Below are 14,495 nucleotides of genomic sequence, written 5' to 3'. Positions count from 1 at the left end.
GTCTTCGACAACGTCCAGTACCAGTCCTCCCCGCAGGGCAGCTTCTACAAGATCGACTCCGAGGAAGCACACTGGAACTCGGGCCGTGAGGAAGAGGGCGGAAACCTCGGCTACAAGACTCCGGTCAAGGGCGGATACTTCCCGGTCTCCCCCACCGACAAGCAGGCCGACCTGCGCGACGCCATGTGTGTTGCCCTGGACGAGGCCGGCCTTGAGGTCGAGCGCAGCCACCACGAAGTCGGCTCCGCCGGCCAGGCTGAAATCAACTACAAGTTCACCACCCTGACCCACGCGGCTGATGACCTGCAGAAGTTCAAGTACGTCATCAAGAACACCGCCGATGCCTGGGGCAAGTCCGTGACCTTCATGCCGAAGCCGGTCTTCGGTGACAACGGCTCGGGCATGCACTGCCACCAGTCGCTGTGGACCGGCGGCGAGCCGCTGTTCTACGACGAGAAGGGCTACGCCGGCCTGTCCGACACCGCCCGCTGGTACATCGGTGGCCTGCTGAAGCACTCCTCCGCTGTCCTGGCCTTCACCAACCCGACGGTGAACTCCTACCGCCGCCTGGTCAAGGGCTTCGAAGCCCCGGTCAACATGGTTTACTCGCAGGGCAACCGCTCCGCCGGTATCCGTATCCCGATCACGGGCTCCAACCCGAAGGCCAAGCGCATCGAGTTCCGCGCTCCGGACCCCTCCTCCAACCCGTACCTGGCGTTCGCTGCCCAGCTGATGGCCGGCATCGACGGCATCCGTAACCGGATCGAACCCCCGGCTCCGATCGACAAGGACCTCTACGAGCTCCCGGCCGAAGAAGCCAAGGACATCCCCAAGGCTCCGGGCACCCTCGAGGAGGCCCTGGATGCACTGGCCGAGGACAACGAGTTCCTGCAGGCCGGCGGCGTCTTCACCCAGGACCTGATCGACACCTGGATCGAGTACAAGTACGAGAACGAGATCCGTCCGCTTTCGCTGCGCCCGAACCCGTACGAGTTCGAGCTCTACTACGGCGTCTAGTTAGATAAAGCGGCCCGACACTGTTCGTCCGCAACAGTTCCAATATAAAAAGGCCGGTCACGGGTTCATCCCGTGACCGGCCTTCTGGTTCAGCGCTTTCCAGCACCTCAGCGCTTTCCGTACTTCTTGTGCACGGCCTGCTTGGTGACGCCAAGGCACACCGCAATGGCCTCCCATGACAGTCCGGCCTGCCGGGCACGCAGCACCACTTCGGTTTCCGTGCGCGCCAGTTCTTTGTGGAGTTCCGCCACGGCGTAGAGCGCCTCGGCCGGCCCTTTGCCGTCCATGGAACCTATCAATGTCTGCATGAAGCACCTCCTGCGTCAACGTTAGTTGACGCWGGGAGAGGCGTCAACCCTCGTTGACGGCGAGAAGCCGGCGTAATTCCCCTACGGGATCGGGGATCTCCGGTCCGTGGGAAAAGAGCATCCTGTCCGGCTCCAGCAAGCTCAGTCTTAGAAGCGACTCTTCGGCCCGCGCAGAGTCCGCTGTAAACTGCTCCGGCGCCCGTCGCATCACACCTCCGGCTGTCCCCACAGCGTCCCCTACGAACAGCAGTCCGTCGTCATGCAGCAAGCTGATGTGTCCTGCCGTGTGGCCAGGCGTCTGCACGATCTGAATATCGCGGACCCTGTCACGTTCCACGAGCGGGCGCAGCGGCACCGCGGAAGGAATCTGGGAAACGTCCGCAGCGCCCGTCCAGATCGCTGCCAACGGGCTCCGTTCCACGACTTCGCCGAGGCCGCCGACGTGGTCCGGATGCCAATGGGTGAGGACGACGTCGGTGATGTCACTCCATGCTGCCCCGACACGGTCCAACGCCGCCGCAATCGCATCCGCGCTGCCCTTGAGGCCCGTATCGATCAACAGCAGTCCCCCGGTGTGCGGCACAAGGAAACAACGTACGTCCATCGTCAACTCAACCGTCCCTGCCAGCCCGGCGGGGATGTGGAGCTCCTGGATGACCGCTTCTACCTGCATCTGCGAGTGACCCATCATGCACCTTTCCAGCGGCTGATCGTGGTTCAATACTGAGGCACACATCGTCCCAGTCAAGATGCGCCCTCGGTCAGAACGCCCGGTACATGATTCGTTGCGGGCCGGCGTCGCCGCCTTCGTAGCGGCCGCGGTCCTCGAATCCGGCCTTGCGGTATGCGGCTTGGCCGCCGGGGTTCAGTTCGTTGACGGAGAGTACGACGCCGGCCTGGCCGCTGCCGAGGTCCGCCGTCAGTTTGGCGGCCTCCCGCACAGCGGCCTCCGCGGCGAGGGTGCCGAGGCCCTTGCCCTGCTGCCGCCGGTCGATCAGGAAGCCCCGCAAAAGCCAGGCCGTGTTGTCCTCTGGCCAGCCCGCGAGGGTCGCCGCCCCAGCCTGGAGCGTCAGGACTCCCACGGCGGCCCCGTTCTCATCCACGGCGAACGGGTGCCGGGACTCTTCCTCGAGCCCGATCAGCATCATCCGCAGCGGRTCCCCSACGAACTTCYGYTGCCCTGCGCCGAGCTCCAGCAGCGCGATCTCCCCAAGCTTGATGGCCCGGGCGTCGTCGTCGAGATTCTTCAAAGGCAGCAGCCATACATGTCCAGACATGTAGACAGCGTACCCGCGCCGGCGGCGCCCGCCGCCTCCAGGAAAGGGGCTACAGCGCAGCGTCCTTGGGCGGTCCGGCCGGATCCATCCAGAAGACTTCCCAGAGGTGCCCGTCCGGGTCCTGGAAGCTGTGCGTGTACATGAAGCCGTAGTCCTGGGCCTCCTCCGATGCCGTGCCCCCGGAGGTCAGGGCGGTACGGATGACCTCGTCCACGGCTTCGCGGCTCTCCAGCGAGAAGGACATGATGACCTCGGCGGTGCCGGCCGTAGCGGCGACGGACTTCGAAGTGAAGGTCTTGAAATAGGACTCGACGAGCAGCATCACGTACGCGCCATCGTTGACGATCATACAGGTGGCGTTCTCATCGGTGAAGTCGGGGTTGAAGGAAAATCCCAGCGCCGTAAAGAATTCAACGGTCTTATCCAGATTCCGGACGGGAAGGTTCACAAAAAGTTGCCTGGCCATTGGCCCAAGGTAGCACCGCCCGCAGCATGTGTCAGTAGGCCCTGTCAGCAGCCGGCAGGCCGCCGCCGGGCCGCTATTGGCCGTAGAAGACCCGCTCGAAGACCGCCCGGGCGCGCCGGCTCAAGCGCAGGTAGTCCTCCTCCAGCGCCGCGGCGTTGCCTTGTCCGTAGCCGCACCAGCGGGCCACCGCCTCAAGGTCGCGGCGGGAGGAGGGCAGCAGGTCCGAGGGCCGGCCGGTCCAGATGACGTTGGCCGAACGGATCCGGCTCGCCAGCCGCCAGGCCCGGAGGAGGATGACGGTGTCCCCCGCGTCCATCAGGTTCAGGTCCGCGGCCGCCTCGAGCGCGTCCACAGTGGACGTGGTCCGTAGCTCCGGGTGCCGGCCGGCGTGCCGGAGCTGGAGCAACTGGGCCAGCCACTCGACGTCACTCAACCCGCCCCGGCCAAGCTTCAGGTGACGGGCGGGATCGGCTCCGCGCGGCAGGCGCTCCGCCTCGACCCTGGCCTTGACCCGCCGCACCTCCCGGACGTCCTGGTCAGACAAAGACTCCGGGTACCGGATGGTGTCGATCAGCGCCACGAAATCCTCGGCCAGGGCGTCGTCGCCGGCCATGGGACGCGCCCGCAGCAACGCCTGGGCCTCCCAGACCAGGGACCACCGGCGGTAGTACTCGGCATAGGACTCCAGGGACCGCACCATGGGCCCGCTCTTGCCCTCGGGGCGCAGGTCCGCGTCCACCGCGAGTACCCGCTCGGCCAGGATCGCCGGTTTGAGCGGCTGGGTCAGCAGGCTGGAGAGCTTGCCCACGATCTGCAGGGCCTGAGCCTGTGCCTCATCTTCCGGCACGCCGGGGAGTCCGCGGTGGACATACATGACGTCGGCGTCCGAGCCGTAGCCGATCTCCCGGCCGCCCTGACGGCCCATCGCAACCACCAGCACCTGGGTCTTCAGCGGTTCCCCGGCGGTGATGATCGTCTCCGCCACGCGGAGGGCCCCCAGCACGGCGGCCCGGTCCGTGTCAGCGAGGGCTTCCCCCACCTGGTCCTGGTCCAGCAGCCCGGCGCTGTCCGCGATGGCGACCCGAAGGATTTCCCGGCGCCGGATCAGCCGGATCAGCCGCATGGCGCTCTCCGGGTCCGCGTGCCGGGACATCTTAGAGGTGATTTCAAGCCATTGGGATTCGAAGCTCAGCGGCACCAGTTCCTTGTCCGTGCCCAGCCACGCCACTGATTCGGGCGAAACCTCCAGCAGGTCCGCGATCAACCGGGAGTTGGCGAGCACGTGGCAGAGCCGCTCGGCCGCTGCCGTCGAATCCCGGAGCATGCCCAGGTACCAGTGGGTTGTGCCGAGGGCCTCGCTGACCCGCCGGAAGGCGAGCAGCCCGGCGTCGGGGTCCACGCCGTCGGCGAGCCAGTCCAGCAGGATGGGCAGGAGCTGCCGCTGGAGTGCGGCGCGCCGGCTCACGCCGGCGGTGAGGGCCTCGATGTGCCGCATGGCGCCGGGCGGATCGAGGTAGCCGAGGGCGGCGAGGCGGCCCTGGGCGGCTTCGGGGGTCAGGCGTGCCTCTTCGCTGCTCAGGGTGGCGACGGTATTGAGCAGGGGGCGGTAGAAGATTCGTTCGTGGAGTTCCCGCACGGAGCGCTTGGTTTTTCGCCATGCGGCGACCAGGGCGTCCGGCTTGGGCCGCTCGGCGGAGAAAGGTCCCAGCACCGCCTTCGCGAGGGAGCGCAAGGACGCTTCGTTCACCGGCATGAGGTGCGTCCGGCGCAGCTGGAACAGCTGGATCCGGTGTTCGAGCAGCCGCAGGTAGCGGTAGTCGCGGTCGAACTCCGCGGCGTCGGAGCGGCCGATATACCCGCCGGCGGAGAGCGCGGCGATGGCCGAGGTGGTGTCCCGGCAACGCAAGGATTCATCCGACTTGCCGTGCACGAGCTGCAGCAGCTGGACGGTGAATTCGACGTCGCGCAGCCCGCCGCGGCCCAGCTTGATCTGCCGCTGTTCCTCATCGGCTGGAATGTGCTCGGTGACGCGGCGGCGCATGGCGCGGACGGATTCGACAAAGCCCTCCCGGCCGGCCGAAGACCAGATCAGGGGCGTCAGGGCTGCCTCATAGCGGGCCCCCAGGACGGTGTCGCCGGCGATGGTCCGGGCCTTCAGGAGGGCCTGGAATTCCCAGCTCTCGGCCCAGCGCGCGTAATAGCTCTCGTGCGAGGCGAGGGTCCGGACCAGCGGCCCCGACTTGCCCTCGGGCCGGAGGTTCGCATCGACTTCCCACAGCCCGGGTTCGCGGCTTGTGGACATGATCGCGCGCGAGATCCCGGAAGCGAGGACGGTGCCGATGGTCGTGGCCCGGGTCTCTTCCAGCGCGCCGGACTCGATCACGTAGATGACGTCGACGTCGGAAATGTAGTTCAGTTCGCGGGCACCGCACTTGCCCATGCCGATCACGGCGAGGCCGACGTCGGCCACCTCCGCGGCGTCGAACTTCTCCGCCGCCTCGGCCCGGGACACGGCGAGGGCCGCCTCGAGCGCAGCGCCGGCGAGATCCGCCAGTTCCGCACCCGCGGCCGGCATGAAGTCCAGCGGATCGGCCGCGCACAGGTCCTTGATGGCGAGCTCCACGAGCCCGCGCCGGTAGGCGGTGCGCAGGGCCGCGTAGGCTTCCTGACCGCTGAGGGCCGCCACCGGCCGGGCAGACTTGGGATCGGCCCGCACCGACTGCAGCAGCCGCGTCCGCAGGGCCACGGCGTCCGCGGCCATCGGTTCCGGACTGACCCGCACGTCGAAGGCATCGAGGTGTTCGGGGTGGCGGATGAGGAACTCGCCCAGCGCCTCGGAGGCGCCCAGGACCCGGTACAGCGGTTCGCTGCTTTCCGGGTCCGCGACGGCAAGCTTGCGCAGCTCCGGGTGCTTCTCGATCAGCCGGACCAGGGACTGCAGGGCCGTGTCCGGGTTGGCCGCCAGCTGCAGCCCCGCAAAGAGGGCATCCTGGTCGAGTCCCTCCAGTTCCCGGGCCGCCAGGAACCGCTCGCCCTTGTCGAGATCGCTGAAGCCGGCGGCAATGAGGCGTCGTGCCAGGCTCATCGGGGCAACCTACAGAATGCCGAGATTGCGCTGCAGTTCGTAGGGCGTCACCTGGAGGCGGTAGTCCTGCCATTCTGCACGCTTGTTGCGCAGGAAGTGCTCGAACACCTGCTCGCCGAGGATCTGCGGCATGAGCTCGGAATCCTCCATGGTCCGGATGGCGTCGTGCAGGCTGGCCGGCAGYGGGTCGTGTCCCATGGCGCGGCGTTCCGCCGAGCTCAGCGACCAGATGTCGTCCTCGGCCGCCGCGGGGAGCTGGTAGCCCTCCTCGATGCCCTTGAGGCCGGCACCGAGCAGCACGGCGTAGGCCAGGTAGGGGTTGGCGGCGGAGTCGATGCCACGGTATTCGATCCGCGCGGACTGGCCCTTGCCGGGCTTGTACAGCGGGACGCGGACCAAGGCGGAGCGGTTGTTGTGGCCCCAACTCAGGTAGCTCGGCGCCTCTCCCCCGCCCCAGAGCCGCTTGTAGGAGTTGACGAACTGGTTGGTCACGGCCGTGAATTCGGGGGCGTGCTTGAGGATGCCGGCGATGAACTGGCGCGCCGTCTCGGAAAGCTGGAACTCGGAACCGGCCTCGTAGAAGGCGTTGGTGTCCCCTTCGAAGAGGGAAAAGTGGGTGTGCATGCCCGAACCCGGGTGGGCGGTGAAGGGCTTGGGCATGAAGGTGGCATAAGTGCCCTGCTGCAGCGCGACTTCCTTGATGACCGTGCGGAACGTCATGATGTTATCCGCGGTCTGCAGGGCGTCGGCGTAGCGCAGGTCGATTTCGTTCTGGCCCGGGCCCGCCTCGTGGTGGCTGAATTCCACCGAGATGCCCACCGATTCGAGCATGGTCACGGCGGTCCGGCGGAAGTCCTGGGCAACGCCGCCCGGGACGTGGTCGAAGTAGCCGCCCTCGTCCACGGGGATCGGTGATCCGTCCGGGCCCGGCTCCTGGGACTTGAGCAGATAGAACTCGATCTCGGGGTGGGTGTAGCAGGTGAAGCCCATGTCCGCGGCCTTGGCCAGGGTGCGCTTGAGGACGTTGCGCGGGTCCGCGGCGGAAGGTTCGCCGTCGGGGGTCAGGATGTCGCAGAACATCCGCGATGTGGCCTCGGTCTCGCCGCGCCAGGGCAGGATCTGGAACGTGGCCGGATCCGGCTGGGCCAGCATGTCGGATTCGAAGACGCGGGCCAGGCCCTCGATCGAGGAACCGTCGAATCCGAGTCCTTCCTCGAAGGCGCCTTCCACCTCGGCCGGGGCCAGGGCTACGGACTTGAGCGATCCCACGACGTCGGTGAACCACAGGCGCACAAACCGCACGTCGCGCTCTTCGATCGTCCGCAGGACAAACTCTTGCTGGCGGTCCATACTGGCCTCTTTCCGGTTCTTCCATCCGCCCCAGGCCCGGCATTCATGGGCCCCGCGGCTGCTCACGGTTCACTTTACTAAGCATTGCCACCGATTGCTGAAGCCGGACCCCCGCGTAACACACCGTTAACACAAAGCCGGACGAATTCGCGGCGGGAGGGGCTATTGTGCCGCCACGCAGGCCGCCCGTGTGACGTGATTCACGCCGGGCGGGGGCAACCCGCGGTAGCTGCGGCACTTCGTCTCGCACTACGCTCGTGGCATGGCCTCAAGTAACAGCTCCGATTCCAGCACGCCCGCAGAACTTGCGGCCCCCTACGGCAGCGGCCCGGCAGCGGCTTCAGCGGCCGCCTCTTCGGGCACGTCGGCCAGTGGCACAGGCGGGACCGCCGACGGCGGCACCGGCGGGACTGCGGAGGCGGCCCGGAAACCGGCGGCCAGGATCCGTACGCATCATCTCCAGGCGGCCAAGGTGAACGGTGAACGCTTCGCCATGCTCACTGCGTATGACCAGTACACCGCAGAAATCTTTGACCAGGCAGGCATCGAGGTGCTCCTGGTCGGCGATTCGGCCTCCAACAACGTCTTCGGCAACGAAACCAGCCTTCCCGTGACGGTGGACGAGCTCCTTCCGCTGTGCCGGGCCGTCGCCCGCTCCGCACGGCGGGCCCTGGTGATCGCTGACCTGCCGTTCGGCAGCTACGAGGTCTCCACCCAGCAGGCTGTTGCCACCGGAGTCCGGTTCCTGAAAGAGGGCCTGGCCCACGCCGTCAAGATCGAAGGCGGAAAGTTCTACGCCGAAACCGTCCGCGCCATGGTCCAGGCCGGCATCCCCGTCATGGCGCACATCGGTTTCACCCCGCAGAGCGAACACTCCCTCGGCGGCTACCGCGTCCAGGGCCGCGGAGATGACGCCCAGCGGTTGATCGACGACGCCGTCGCGCTGGCCGACGCCGGCGCGTTCAGCGTGCTCATGGAAATGGTCCCGGCCGCCACGGCAGCCGCCGTGGATGCCGCCGTCGACGTCCCCACGGTCGGCATCGGGGCCGGGAGCGCCACCACCGGACAGGTTCTGGTGTGGCAGGACATGGCCGGTTTGCGCGGCGGAAAGATGGCGAAATTCGTCAAACAGTACGCCGACCTCCGCACGTCGCTCAGTGACGCCGCAAAAGCCTACGGCGACGACGTGCGCTCAGGCCAGTTCCCCGGCCCGGAACACTCCTTCTAGTTCCGCTCCAGCGAGCCCCTGACCTTCCGGATCCGGGGACTCTTTTGCAAGACCTCATCCTTCACGGGCGATGCGTTGCGCCTCAGGTGCGGGCAGGCTGACCAATAAGGTCTGCATTAGGACCTCAAGATGTTCCGCCGGCCCGGACGGTTTCATGCGCTAAGCGCAAGGTCAGGCTGCGGCGGACACGATTCGAGGAGTATCGATGGACACGAATAGCTTCTGGGACGTTCTGCTCTGGAGTTTCTGGTTCTTCATCTGGATCGCTGCGCTGATGGTGTGGTTCCGCTGCCTGATGGACTTGTTCAGCGACCACGAGCTCAGCGGCTGGGCCAAGGCCGGCTGGGTTATCCTGCTAATCTTCGTTCCCTGGCTCGGCGCCCTCATCTACCTGATCGCCCGGGGCCGGAGCATGACCGATCGTCAGATGAAGATGCTGGCCCAGCAGCAGGCTGCCCAGCAGGAGTACATCAAGCAGGCCGCAGGCTCGACGGCCAGCCCGGCCGGCCAGATCGCCGATGCCAGGGCGCTGCTTGATTCCGGAGCCATCAACCAGACCGAGTTTGATTCCCTCAAGGCAAAGGCCTTGGCCTGACACGAAAACGGGCACGCCCGACATGAGAATCACCTGGCTTGGTCACTCCACGGTGGTTCTGGATCTCGACGGGGTTCGGATCCTGACCGATCCGCTGCTCCGTTCCCATGCCGGGTTGCTCCGACGCCTGGCACCGCGTCCGGACCCGGTCTCGTGGGACCGACCGGACGCGGTGCTCCTCTCCCACCTGCACCACGACCACGCCGAGTTGCGCTCCCTGCGCATGCTGCGCGGGGCACCGCTGATGAGCGCGCCGGCGAACGTGGCCTGGCTGCGTCGCCGAAAGCTGGCGCACACAGTTTCCTTGGGCGACGGCTGGACCCCAGTCGGCAGCGGCGTCCAGATCCGCCAGGTGCCGGCCGAGCATCACAGCCGGCCAATGCCGCACCGACCCAACGACGCCAATGGCCAACTCGTCCGCGGCCAATCGGGCATCGTGTGGATCGCGGGTGACACGGGCTTGTTCCCGGAGATGGCCGCGCTCCCCGCCATGGCTGGAGGGCCGATCGATGTCGCCCTGGTGCCGGTCTGGGGGTGGGGGCCGAGGCTCTCGGCGGGACACCTGACTCCGGAAACCGCCGCCCGGGCTGTCGCGATGAGCGGCGCACGGTTCGCCCTGCCGGTGCACTGGGGGACGCTGCACCCTCCGTTCGTCACCTACTTTGCCCGGAGCTGGCTCGAGCGGCCCGGCCACCGGTTCGCCACTGCCGTGGCGGAACAGGCTCCGGGCTGCACGGCAGTCGTCCTCGCTCCCGGCCAGTCCTGGGTCGCGCCCTCGTAAGCCCCCGGGCCCCGGATTGGACCCGCCCGGGGGAAATCCCCAGTTGGTCGCTCAGCCGCGGGACGCCGTCGTGGCGCGCTGGCCACAGGACTCAAGCATCGCCACCAGCACCTGGTGGAGTTCCCCGGCACCCTCGATCCGCTCGGGCAGCCCCGCCATGAGATCGGCCGGGCCCATCAGCACGGCGCGGTCCTGCCAACCCCCAAGACCCCCGTGGGATCCCACGAGGCCTTCGAACGCTGCAACGTCGCCGGTCACGGGATCCACCGCGCTGTTGACATAGAGATCCGGCGCCTCGGGGTGCATCAGCGCGAGATTCAGCACCCGCGCCGCATGCGGCCCGAAGCCGGCCAGCGGGTCGGTGCCCTCCACTGCCCCGCTGGTGATATTGACGCGCCCGCCGCTTCCGATCGCCCACGCCCCGCCCTCGTCATCGATGCCGGCCACGAACCCGACGCCGGGATGGCCCGCCAGGCCGGGGACCAGGGCAGGCCACCGATGCTCGAGGGTCTGGAGACTCAGGCGCCGGTCACCCCGCAGGTACACCAGGCCCAGGTTGCCCGAGCCCAACACGACCACCGGGTCCTCCGCGCCGCCTGAACCGGAAGTCTGCTGCGCCGGCGTCTCTTGTGCCTTGGTCAGCACCTTGTCCGCGCGGCCGGCGAGCTTCCCGGACAATCCGCCAGTGGCAACGTCGCCGGCGATGGAGTCCGCGCGCCCGAGTCCCTCGACGGACGCGTCCACGTTCTGAACGTGTTCCTGCATCAGTTCCGCGCACAGATCACCAAGCGCCTGGTCATACCTGTCCGCGAACGGCGTGCCCTGGGACTGGCCGTGGTCCGAGAGCACCACCAGCCGGTAGCGGCGGGGAGCGGACCCGGCGAGTTCGGCCAAGGCACCGAGCGTGCGGTCCAAGCCATCCAGGGCTGCAAGCGACTCGGGGCGGAACATGCCTGCGTGGTGGGCAATCTCGTCGTAGTCAACGTAGTCGACATAGATGCTCTTCGTGCCGCGACGCAGCTCCTCTGCCACCAGCGCCGTGTTCAGGTCCCGCAGCAGACCGTTGGTGACTGCCCGCAGCAGGGCGAAGGTCCAGTCCCGCCGCACCCGCGGATTGAGGTCACGTTTGACCTGTCTCCGGGCCTGCCAACGCTCCTTGAAGATCTCGCCGACGGTCCGCGTGAAGCTGCGCATGAAGCCGTTCGGGGTGGCAAAAAACCAGGCGAACGCCCGTCGGGTTTGGGTCGAGCCGCGCCGGACCTCTACCCGGCTCATCGTCAAAAACGAGCGGGGCGCGTCACCGGTGAACAGGTTCGAGATGGAGACGCCGTCGTCGCAGAGCAGTCCCTGGCCGGTGCTGTGCCTGTCCTCAATCACCCGGGCGTCTGCCGGACGGTTGGCCACCAGGACGCGTTGGAGCTCACGGTCATACCACCGGAAGGCCGGGATCCCGTCGACCGTGCCGTGCAGAATGCCCATCTGGCTCGCCGGCGTCGTGCAAGGCAGCTGGGGAGTCCATTCACGGAACTGATAATCTCCCGAGGCCAGCCAGCGGCGGAGATGGGGCACTCCCCCGGACTGGATAGCCCACTGCAGCACCGGGAAGGGGACCCCGTCGAGCTGGACGAACAGGACACCGTCAACCTCCGGATCGGTCACCGTTTCCTGCCGGCGTGCCCGTCCGGCCAGCGAGGTGATGAGGCCGTCATCGGTTCCGGCTGTGGTGGCCCACGAAATGAGCGTGCCCACGACGGCACTGACCCAGGTAGCGGCGAGGGCTGTCAACGGCGTCGACTCGATGCCGGGCACCAGACGGATGGCGACGTACATGATCAGGGCCTGCCCCACCAGGGCGGTGAGAAGCACTGCCACCCAGCCCACCCTGGCCGAGATCTCCACCAGCACGGGGCGCAGGACCAGGCCGACGAGGCCGGCTGCCGCCGCCACGGCGGCGTATGACCACCAGCTGGCCGCAGAGAACCCCGGCAGCAGGGCGCCGGTGATGATGAGGGCAACAGTCGAGGCAGCCCAGGCAAGGACCAGCCTGGCGAGGTCTGAGATTCGGGCGCCGCGGGTGCGGGCAACGCGCGTCGGCATTTTCCCAGTATGGCCGTCGGCAACCGGCTCGCACCCACCCTCACAGGGTGAGAATCACGGGCTGGGATAAATCAGTCAGCCTGTGCGGTGTCGGGTCCGCGATCGCCGGGGGACGTTCCCACGGGCGCAGCCGGCCCGTACGGTCTAGTCGTCCTCGTCCTTGTCCCAAGCCTCATTGCGCGCCTTGACCTTTTCCAGGGCGTGTTCGGCTTCCTCACGGGTCTTGTACGGTCCGATCAGCTGGCTCCAGTCGGACATCGCGTCTTCCTCGATCTCGTGGGTGTTGACGTTGTACCAGTATTCGGGCATCGGGGCTCCTTCATGGCCCGGAGCGTGTCCGGGTGTGTTTTCCGGGCTGTATTTTCCGGGCTGTATTTTCCGGGCTGTGCCCGGCTACTTATATGATCAATCTATGCCTTCTCTAGCCTCAACTGCACCCATCGGCACGCTGGTCCCGGGGACAGTGAGCCCGCAGCTTCCCGTGCCGCCGTCCATCCCGCGTCCGGAATATGTAGGCAAGCCGGCTCCTGCGAAGTTCACGGGGTCCGAGGTCAAGTCGGCGGAGACCATCGAGAAGATCCGGATCGCCTCCCAAATCGCCGCCCAGGCCATCGTGGAGGTCGGCAGGCACATCGAACCCGGCGTCACCACCGACCAGCTGGACCGGGTGGGCCATGAGTTCCTGCTGGACCACAACGCGTACCCCTCCACCCTCGGATACCGGGGCTTTCCGAAGTCCCTGTGTTCGTCCCTCAACGAGGTCATCTGCCACGGCATCCCGGACAGCACCGTGGTCCGGGACGGCGACATCCTCAACATCGACATCACGGCCTTCATCGGCGGTGTCCATGGCGACACCAACTACACCTTCCTGGTCGGCGACGTCGACGAGGAATCCCGCCTCCTCGTGGAGCGCACCCGGGAATCGCTGAACCGCGCCATCCGGGCCGTGGCTCCCGGGCGCGAAATCAACGTGATCGGCCGGACCATCGAGTCCTACGCAAAGCGCTTCGGCTACGGCGTGGTCCGCGACTTTACCGGGCATGGAGTTGGCGAAGCCTTCCACACCGGGCTGATCATTCCGCACTATGACGCGGCCCCGGCATACAACACCACCATGGAAACCGGTATGGTGTTCACGATCGAGCCAATGCTGACCCTGGGCACCGTTGACTGGGACATGTGGGCTGATGACTGGACCGTCGTGACCCGCGACCGCAAGCGCACCGCCCAGTTCGAGCACACCCTGCTCGTGACGGAGTCCGGTGCCGAGGTCCTCACGCTGCCCTGACCGCCCGCTCCACACGCTAGTTCCCGGAACCACCCCGCTCTTTCACCACCGGCCCTGCCCGGTCACTACAGCCCGCCCCTGCCACGAACGGAACGACATTGGCCAAGAAGGACGAAAAGTCGAAGAAGAACGCCCCCCTGATCGGCATTGACATCGGTGGGACCGGAATCAAGGGCGGGATCGTGGACCTGAAGAAGGGGAAGCTGATCGGCGACCGGGTGCGCTTCCCGACGCCGCAGCCCTCCACCCCTGAGTCCGTGGCCGAAGTCGTCGCGCAGGTTGTCGCCGAGCTCTCTGCCCGTTCCGATGCCCCCGACGCCAGCAGCCCCGTGGGCGTGACCTTCCCCGGCATCATCCAGCACGGTGTGGTCCATTCGGCCGCGAATGTGGACAAGTCGTGGCTGGAAGCCGACATCGATGCCATGCTCACGGCGCGTCTCGGCCGCCCGGTGGAGGTCATCAACGACGCAGACGCCGCCGGACTCGCCGAAGCCCGCTTCGGTGCCGGCGAGGGAGTCGCCGGCACCGTGCTGGTGATCACCCTTGGCACCGGCATCGGCTCGGCGTTCATCTTCGACGGGAAGCTGGTTCCCAACGCCGAACTCGGCCACCTTGAGATCGACGGCTTCGACGCCGAGACCAAGGCCTCAGCCGTGGCCCGTGAGCGCGAGGGCCTCAGCTGGGAACAGTACAGCGTCCTGCTGCAGCGCTACTTCTCCCACGTGGAATTCCTGTTCTCCCCCGAGCTCTTCATTGTGGGCGGCGGCATCTCCAAGCGTGCAGACGAGTACCTGCCGCACATGAAGCTGCGCACGCCGATCGTCCCGGCCGAGCTGAAGAACGACGCCGGGATCGTGGGCGCGGCCATCGAGATTGCCCTCAAGCACAAGCTGGCCAAATAAAGCGCCCCTCGCGGGATTAAGGCCAATTGAGCTATCACTCCGGGTCGTTCTGAACGCTGGGAACGACCCGGAGTGATAGCTCAGTTTCTTTGTGGAGC

General features: G+C 67.0%; 14 protein-coding genes. 6 read left to right on the top strand and 8 right to left on the bottom strand.

What is annotated here, in order from left to right:
- Window positions 1–1,017: type I glutamate--ammonia ligase (glnA, locus tag AC1D1W_RS16840; protein ID WP_476944284.1), on the top strand; the 1,017-nt coding region annotated here is incomplete at its 5' end.
- A 107-nt stretch (window positions 1,018–1,124) separates the two neighbouring features.
- Here glnA (AC1D1W_RS16840) and AC1D1W_RS16835 read toward each other — a convergent pair.
- The 6 genes from AC1D1W_RS16835 to glnA (AC1D1W_RS16810) all read right to left on the bottom strand — a co-directional run bounded on the left by AC1D1W_RS16835 (window position 1,125) and on the right by glnA (AC1D1W_RS16810) (window position 7,503).
- Window positions 1,125–1,325: a hypothetical protein gene (locus AC1D1W_RS16835; protein ID WP_028275855.1), complete on the bottom strand. Its 201-nt coding sequence runs from the start codon at window positions 1,323–1,325 to the stop codon at window positions 1,125–1,127.
- A gap of 43 nt (window positions 1,326–1,368) precedes the next feature.
- On the bottom strand, window positions 1,369–2,016 hold the full coding sequence (locus tag AC1D1W_RS16830) for an MBL fold metallo-hydrolase (RefSeq protein ID WP_476944283.1): 648 nt from the start codon (window positions 2,014–2,016) through the stop codon (window positions 1,369–1,371).
- Between the two features lie 70 nt (window positions 2,017–2,086).
- Entirely contained in the window at window positions 2,087–2,602 is a 516-nt protein-coding gene (locus tag AC1D1W_RS16825) for a GNAT family N-acetyltransferase (protein ID WP_476944282.1), read from the bottom strand.
- Between the two features lie 49 nt (window positions 2,603–2,651).
- On the bottom strand, window positions 2,652–3,068 hold the full coding sequence (locus tag AC1D1W_RS16820; protein ID WP_026266248.1) for a VOC family protein: 417 nt from the start codon (window positions 3,066–3,068) through the stop codon (window positions 2,652–2,654).
- 73 nt (window positions 3,069–3,141) lie between these two features.
- Complete coding sequence (locus tag AC1D1W_RS16815) at window positions 3,142–6,153, bottom strand: bifunctional [glutamine synthetase] adenylyltransferase/[glutamine synthetase]-adenylyl-L-tyrosine phosphorylase (RefSeq protein ID WP_476944281.1); 3,012 nt, start codon at window positions 6,151–6,153, stop codon at window positions 3,142–3,144.
- A gap of 9 nt (window positions 6,154–6,162) precedes the next feature.
- The gene (gene glnA, locus AC1D1W_RS16810; RefSeq protein ID WP_028275859.1) at window positions 6,163–7,503 is read right to left on the bottom strand and encodes a type I glutamate--ammonia ligase; all 1,341 of its coding nucleotides are present in this window, start codon (window positions 7,501–7,503) and stop codon (window positions 6,163–6,165) included.
- 262 nt (window positions 7,504–7,765) lie between these two features.
- On the opposite strand from glnA (AC1D1W_RS16810), the gene panB reads away from it, so the two are divergent.
- The 3 genes from panB to AC1D1W_RS16795 all read left to right on the top strand — a co-directional run bounded on the left by panB (window position 7,766) and on the right by AC1D1W_RS16795 (window position 10,107).
- The gene (gene panB / locus AC1D1W_RS16805) at window positions 7,766–8,731 is read left to right on the top strand and encodes a 3-methyl-2-oxobutanoate hydroxymethyltransferase (protein WP_243179484.1); all 966 of its coding nucleotides are present in this window, start codon (window positions 7,766–7,768) and stop codon (window positions 8,729–8,731) included.
- A gap of 205 nt (window positions 8,732–8,936) precedes the next feature.
- Window positions 8,937–9,326 (top strand): SHOCT domain-containing protein, encoded by a 390-nt coding sequence (locus AC1D1W_RS16800; RefSeq protein WP_028275861.1) that lies wholly within the window; start codon window positions 8,937–8,939, stop codon window positions 9,324–9,326.
- A gap of 22 nt (window positions 9,327–9,348) precedes the next feature.
- Window positions 9,349–10,107: an MBL fold metallo-hydrolase gene (locus AC1D1W_RS16795; protein WP_028275862.1), complete on the top strand. Its 759-nt coding sequence runs from the start codon at window positions 9,349–9,351 to the stop codon at window positions 10,105–10,107.
- 51 nt (window positions 10,108–10,158) lie between these two features.
- Here AC1D1W_RS16795 and AC1D1W_RS16790 read toward each other — a convergent pair whose 3' ends face one another.
- Window positions 10,159–12,204 (bottom strand): phage holin family protein, encoded by a 2,046-nt coding sequence (locus AC1D1W_RS16790; protein ID WP_476944280.1) that lies wholly within the window; start codon window positions 12,202–12,204, stop codon window positions 10,159–10,161.
- A gap of 144 nt (window positions 12,205–12,348) precedes the next feature.
- Window positions 12,349–12,513: an SPOR domain-containing protein gene (locus tag AC1D1W_RS16785; protein ID WP_018772367.1), complete on the bottom strand. Its 165-nt coding sequence runs from the start codon at window positions 12,511–12,513 to the stop codon at window positions 12,349–12,351.
- 103 nt (window positions 12,514–12,616) lie between these two features.
- On the opposite strand from AC1D1W_RS16785, the gene map reads away from it, so the two are divergent.
- Both map and ppgK read left to right on the top strand, forming a co-directional pair.
- A complete protein-coding gene (gene map / locus AC1D1W_RS16780; RefSeq protein WP_476944279.1) occupies window positions 12,617–13,495 on the top strand; it encodes a type I methionyl aminopeptidase in 879 nt (292 codons plus the stop codon).
- A 98-nt stretch (window positions 13,496–13,593) separates the two neighbouring features.
- Window positions 13,594–14,397 (top strand): polyphosphate--glucose phosphotransferase, encoded by an 804-nt coding sequence (gene ppgK / locus AC1D1W_RS16775; protein ID WP_223916650.1) that lies wholly within the window; start codon window positions 13,594–13,596, stop codon window positions 14,395–14,397.
- Window positions 14,398–14,495: the final 98 nt, after the last annotated feature.

Source organism: Arthrobacter sp. P1_B4 (assembly GCF_056406555.1).
Note: the sequence above shows the minus strand (reverse complement) of the source record. Positions and strands in the feature narration are given on the sequence as shown.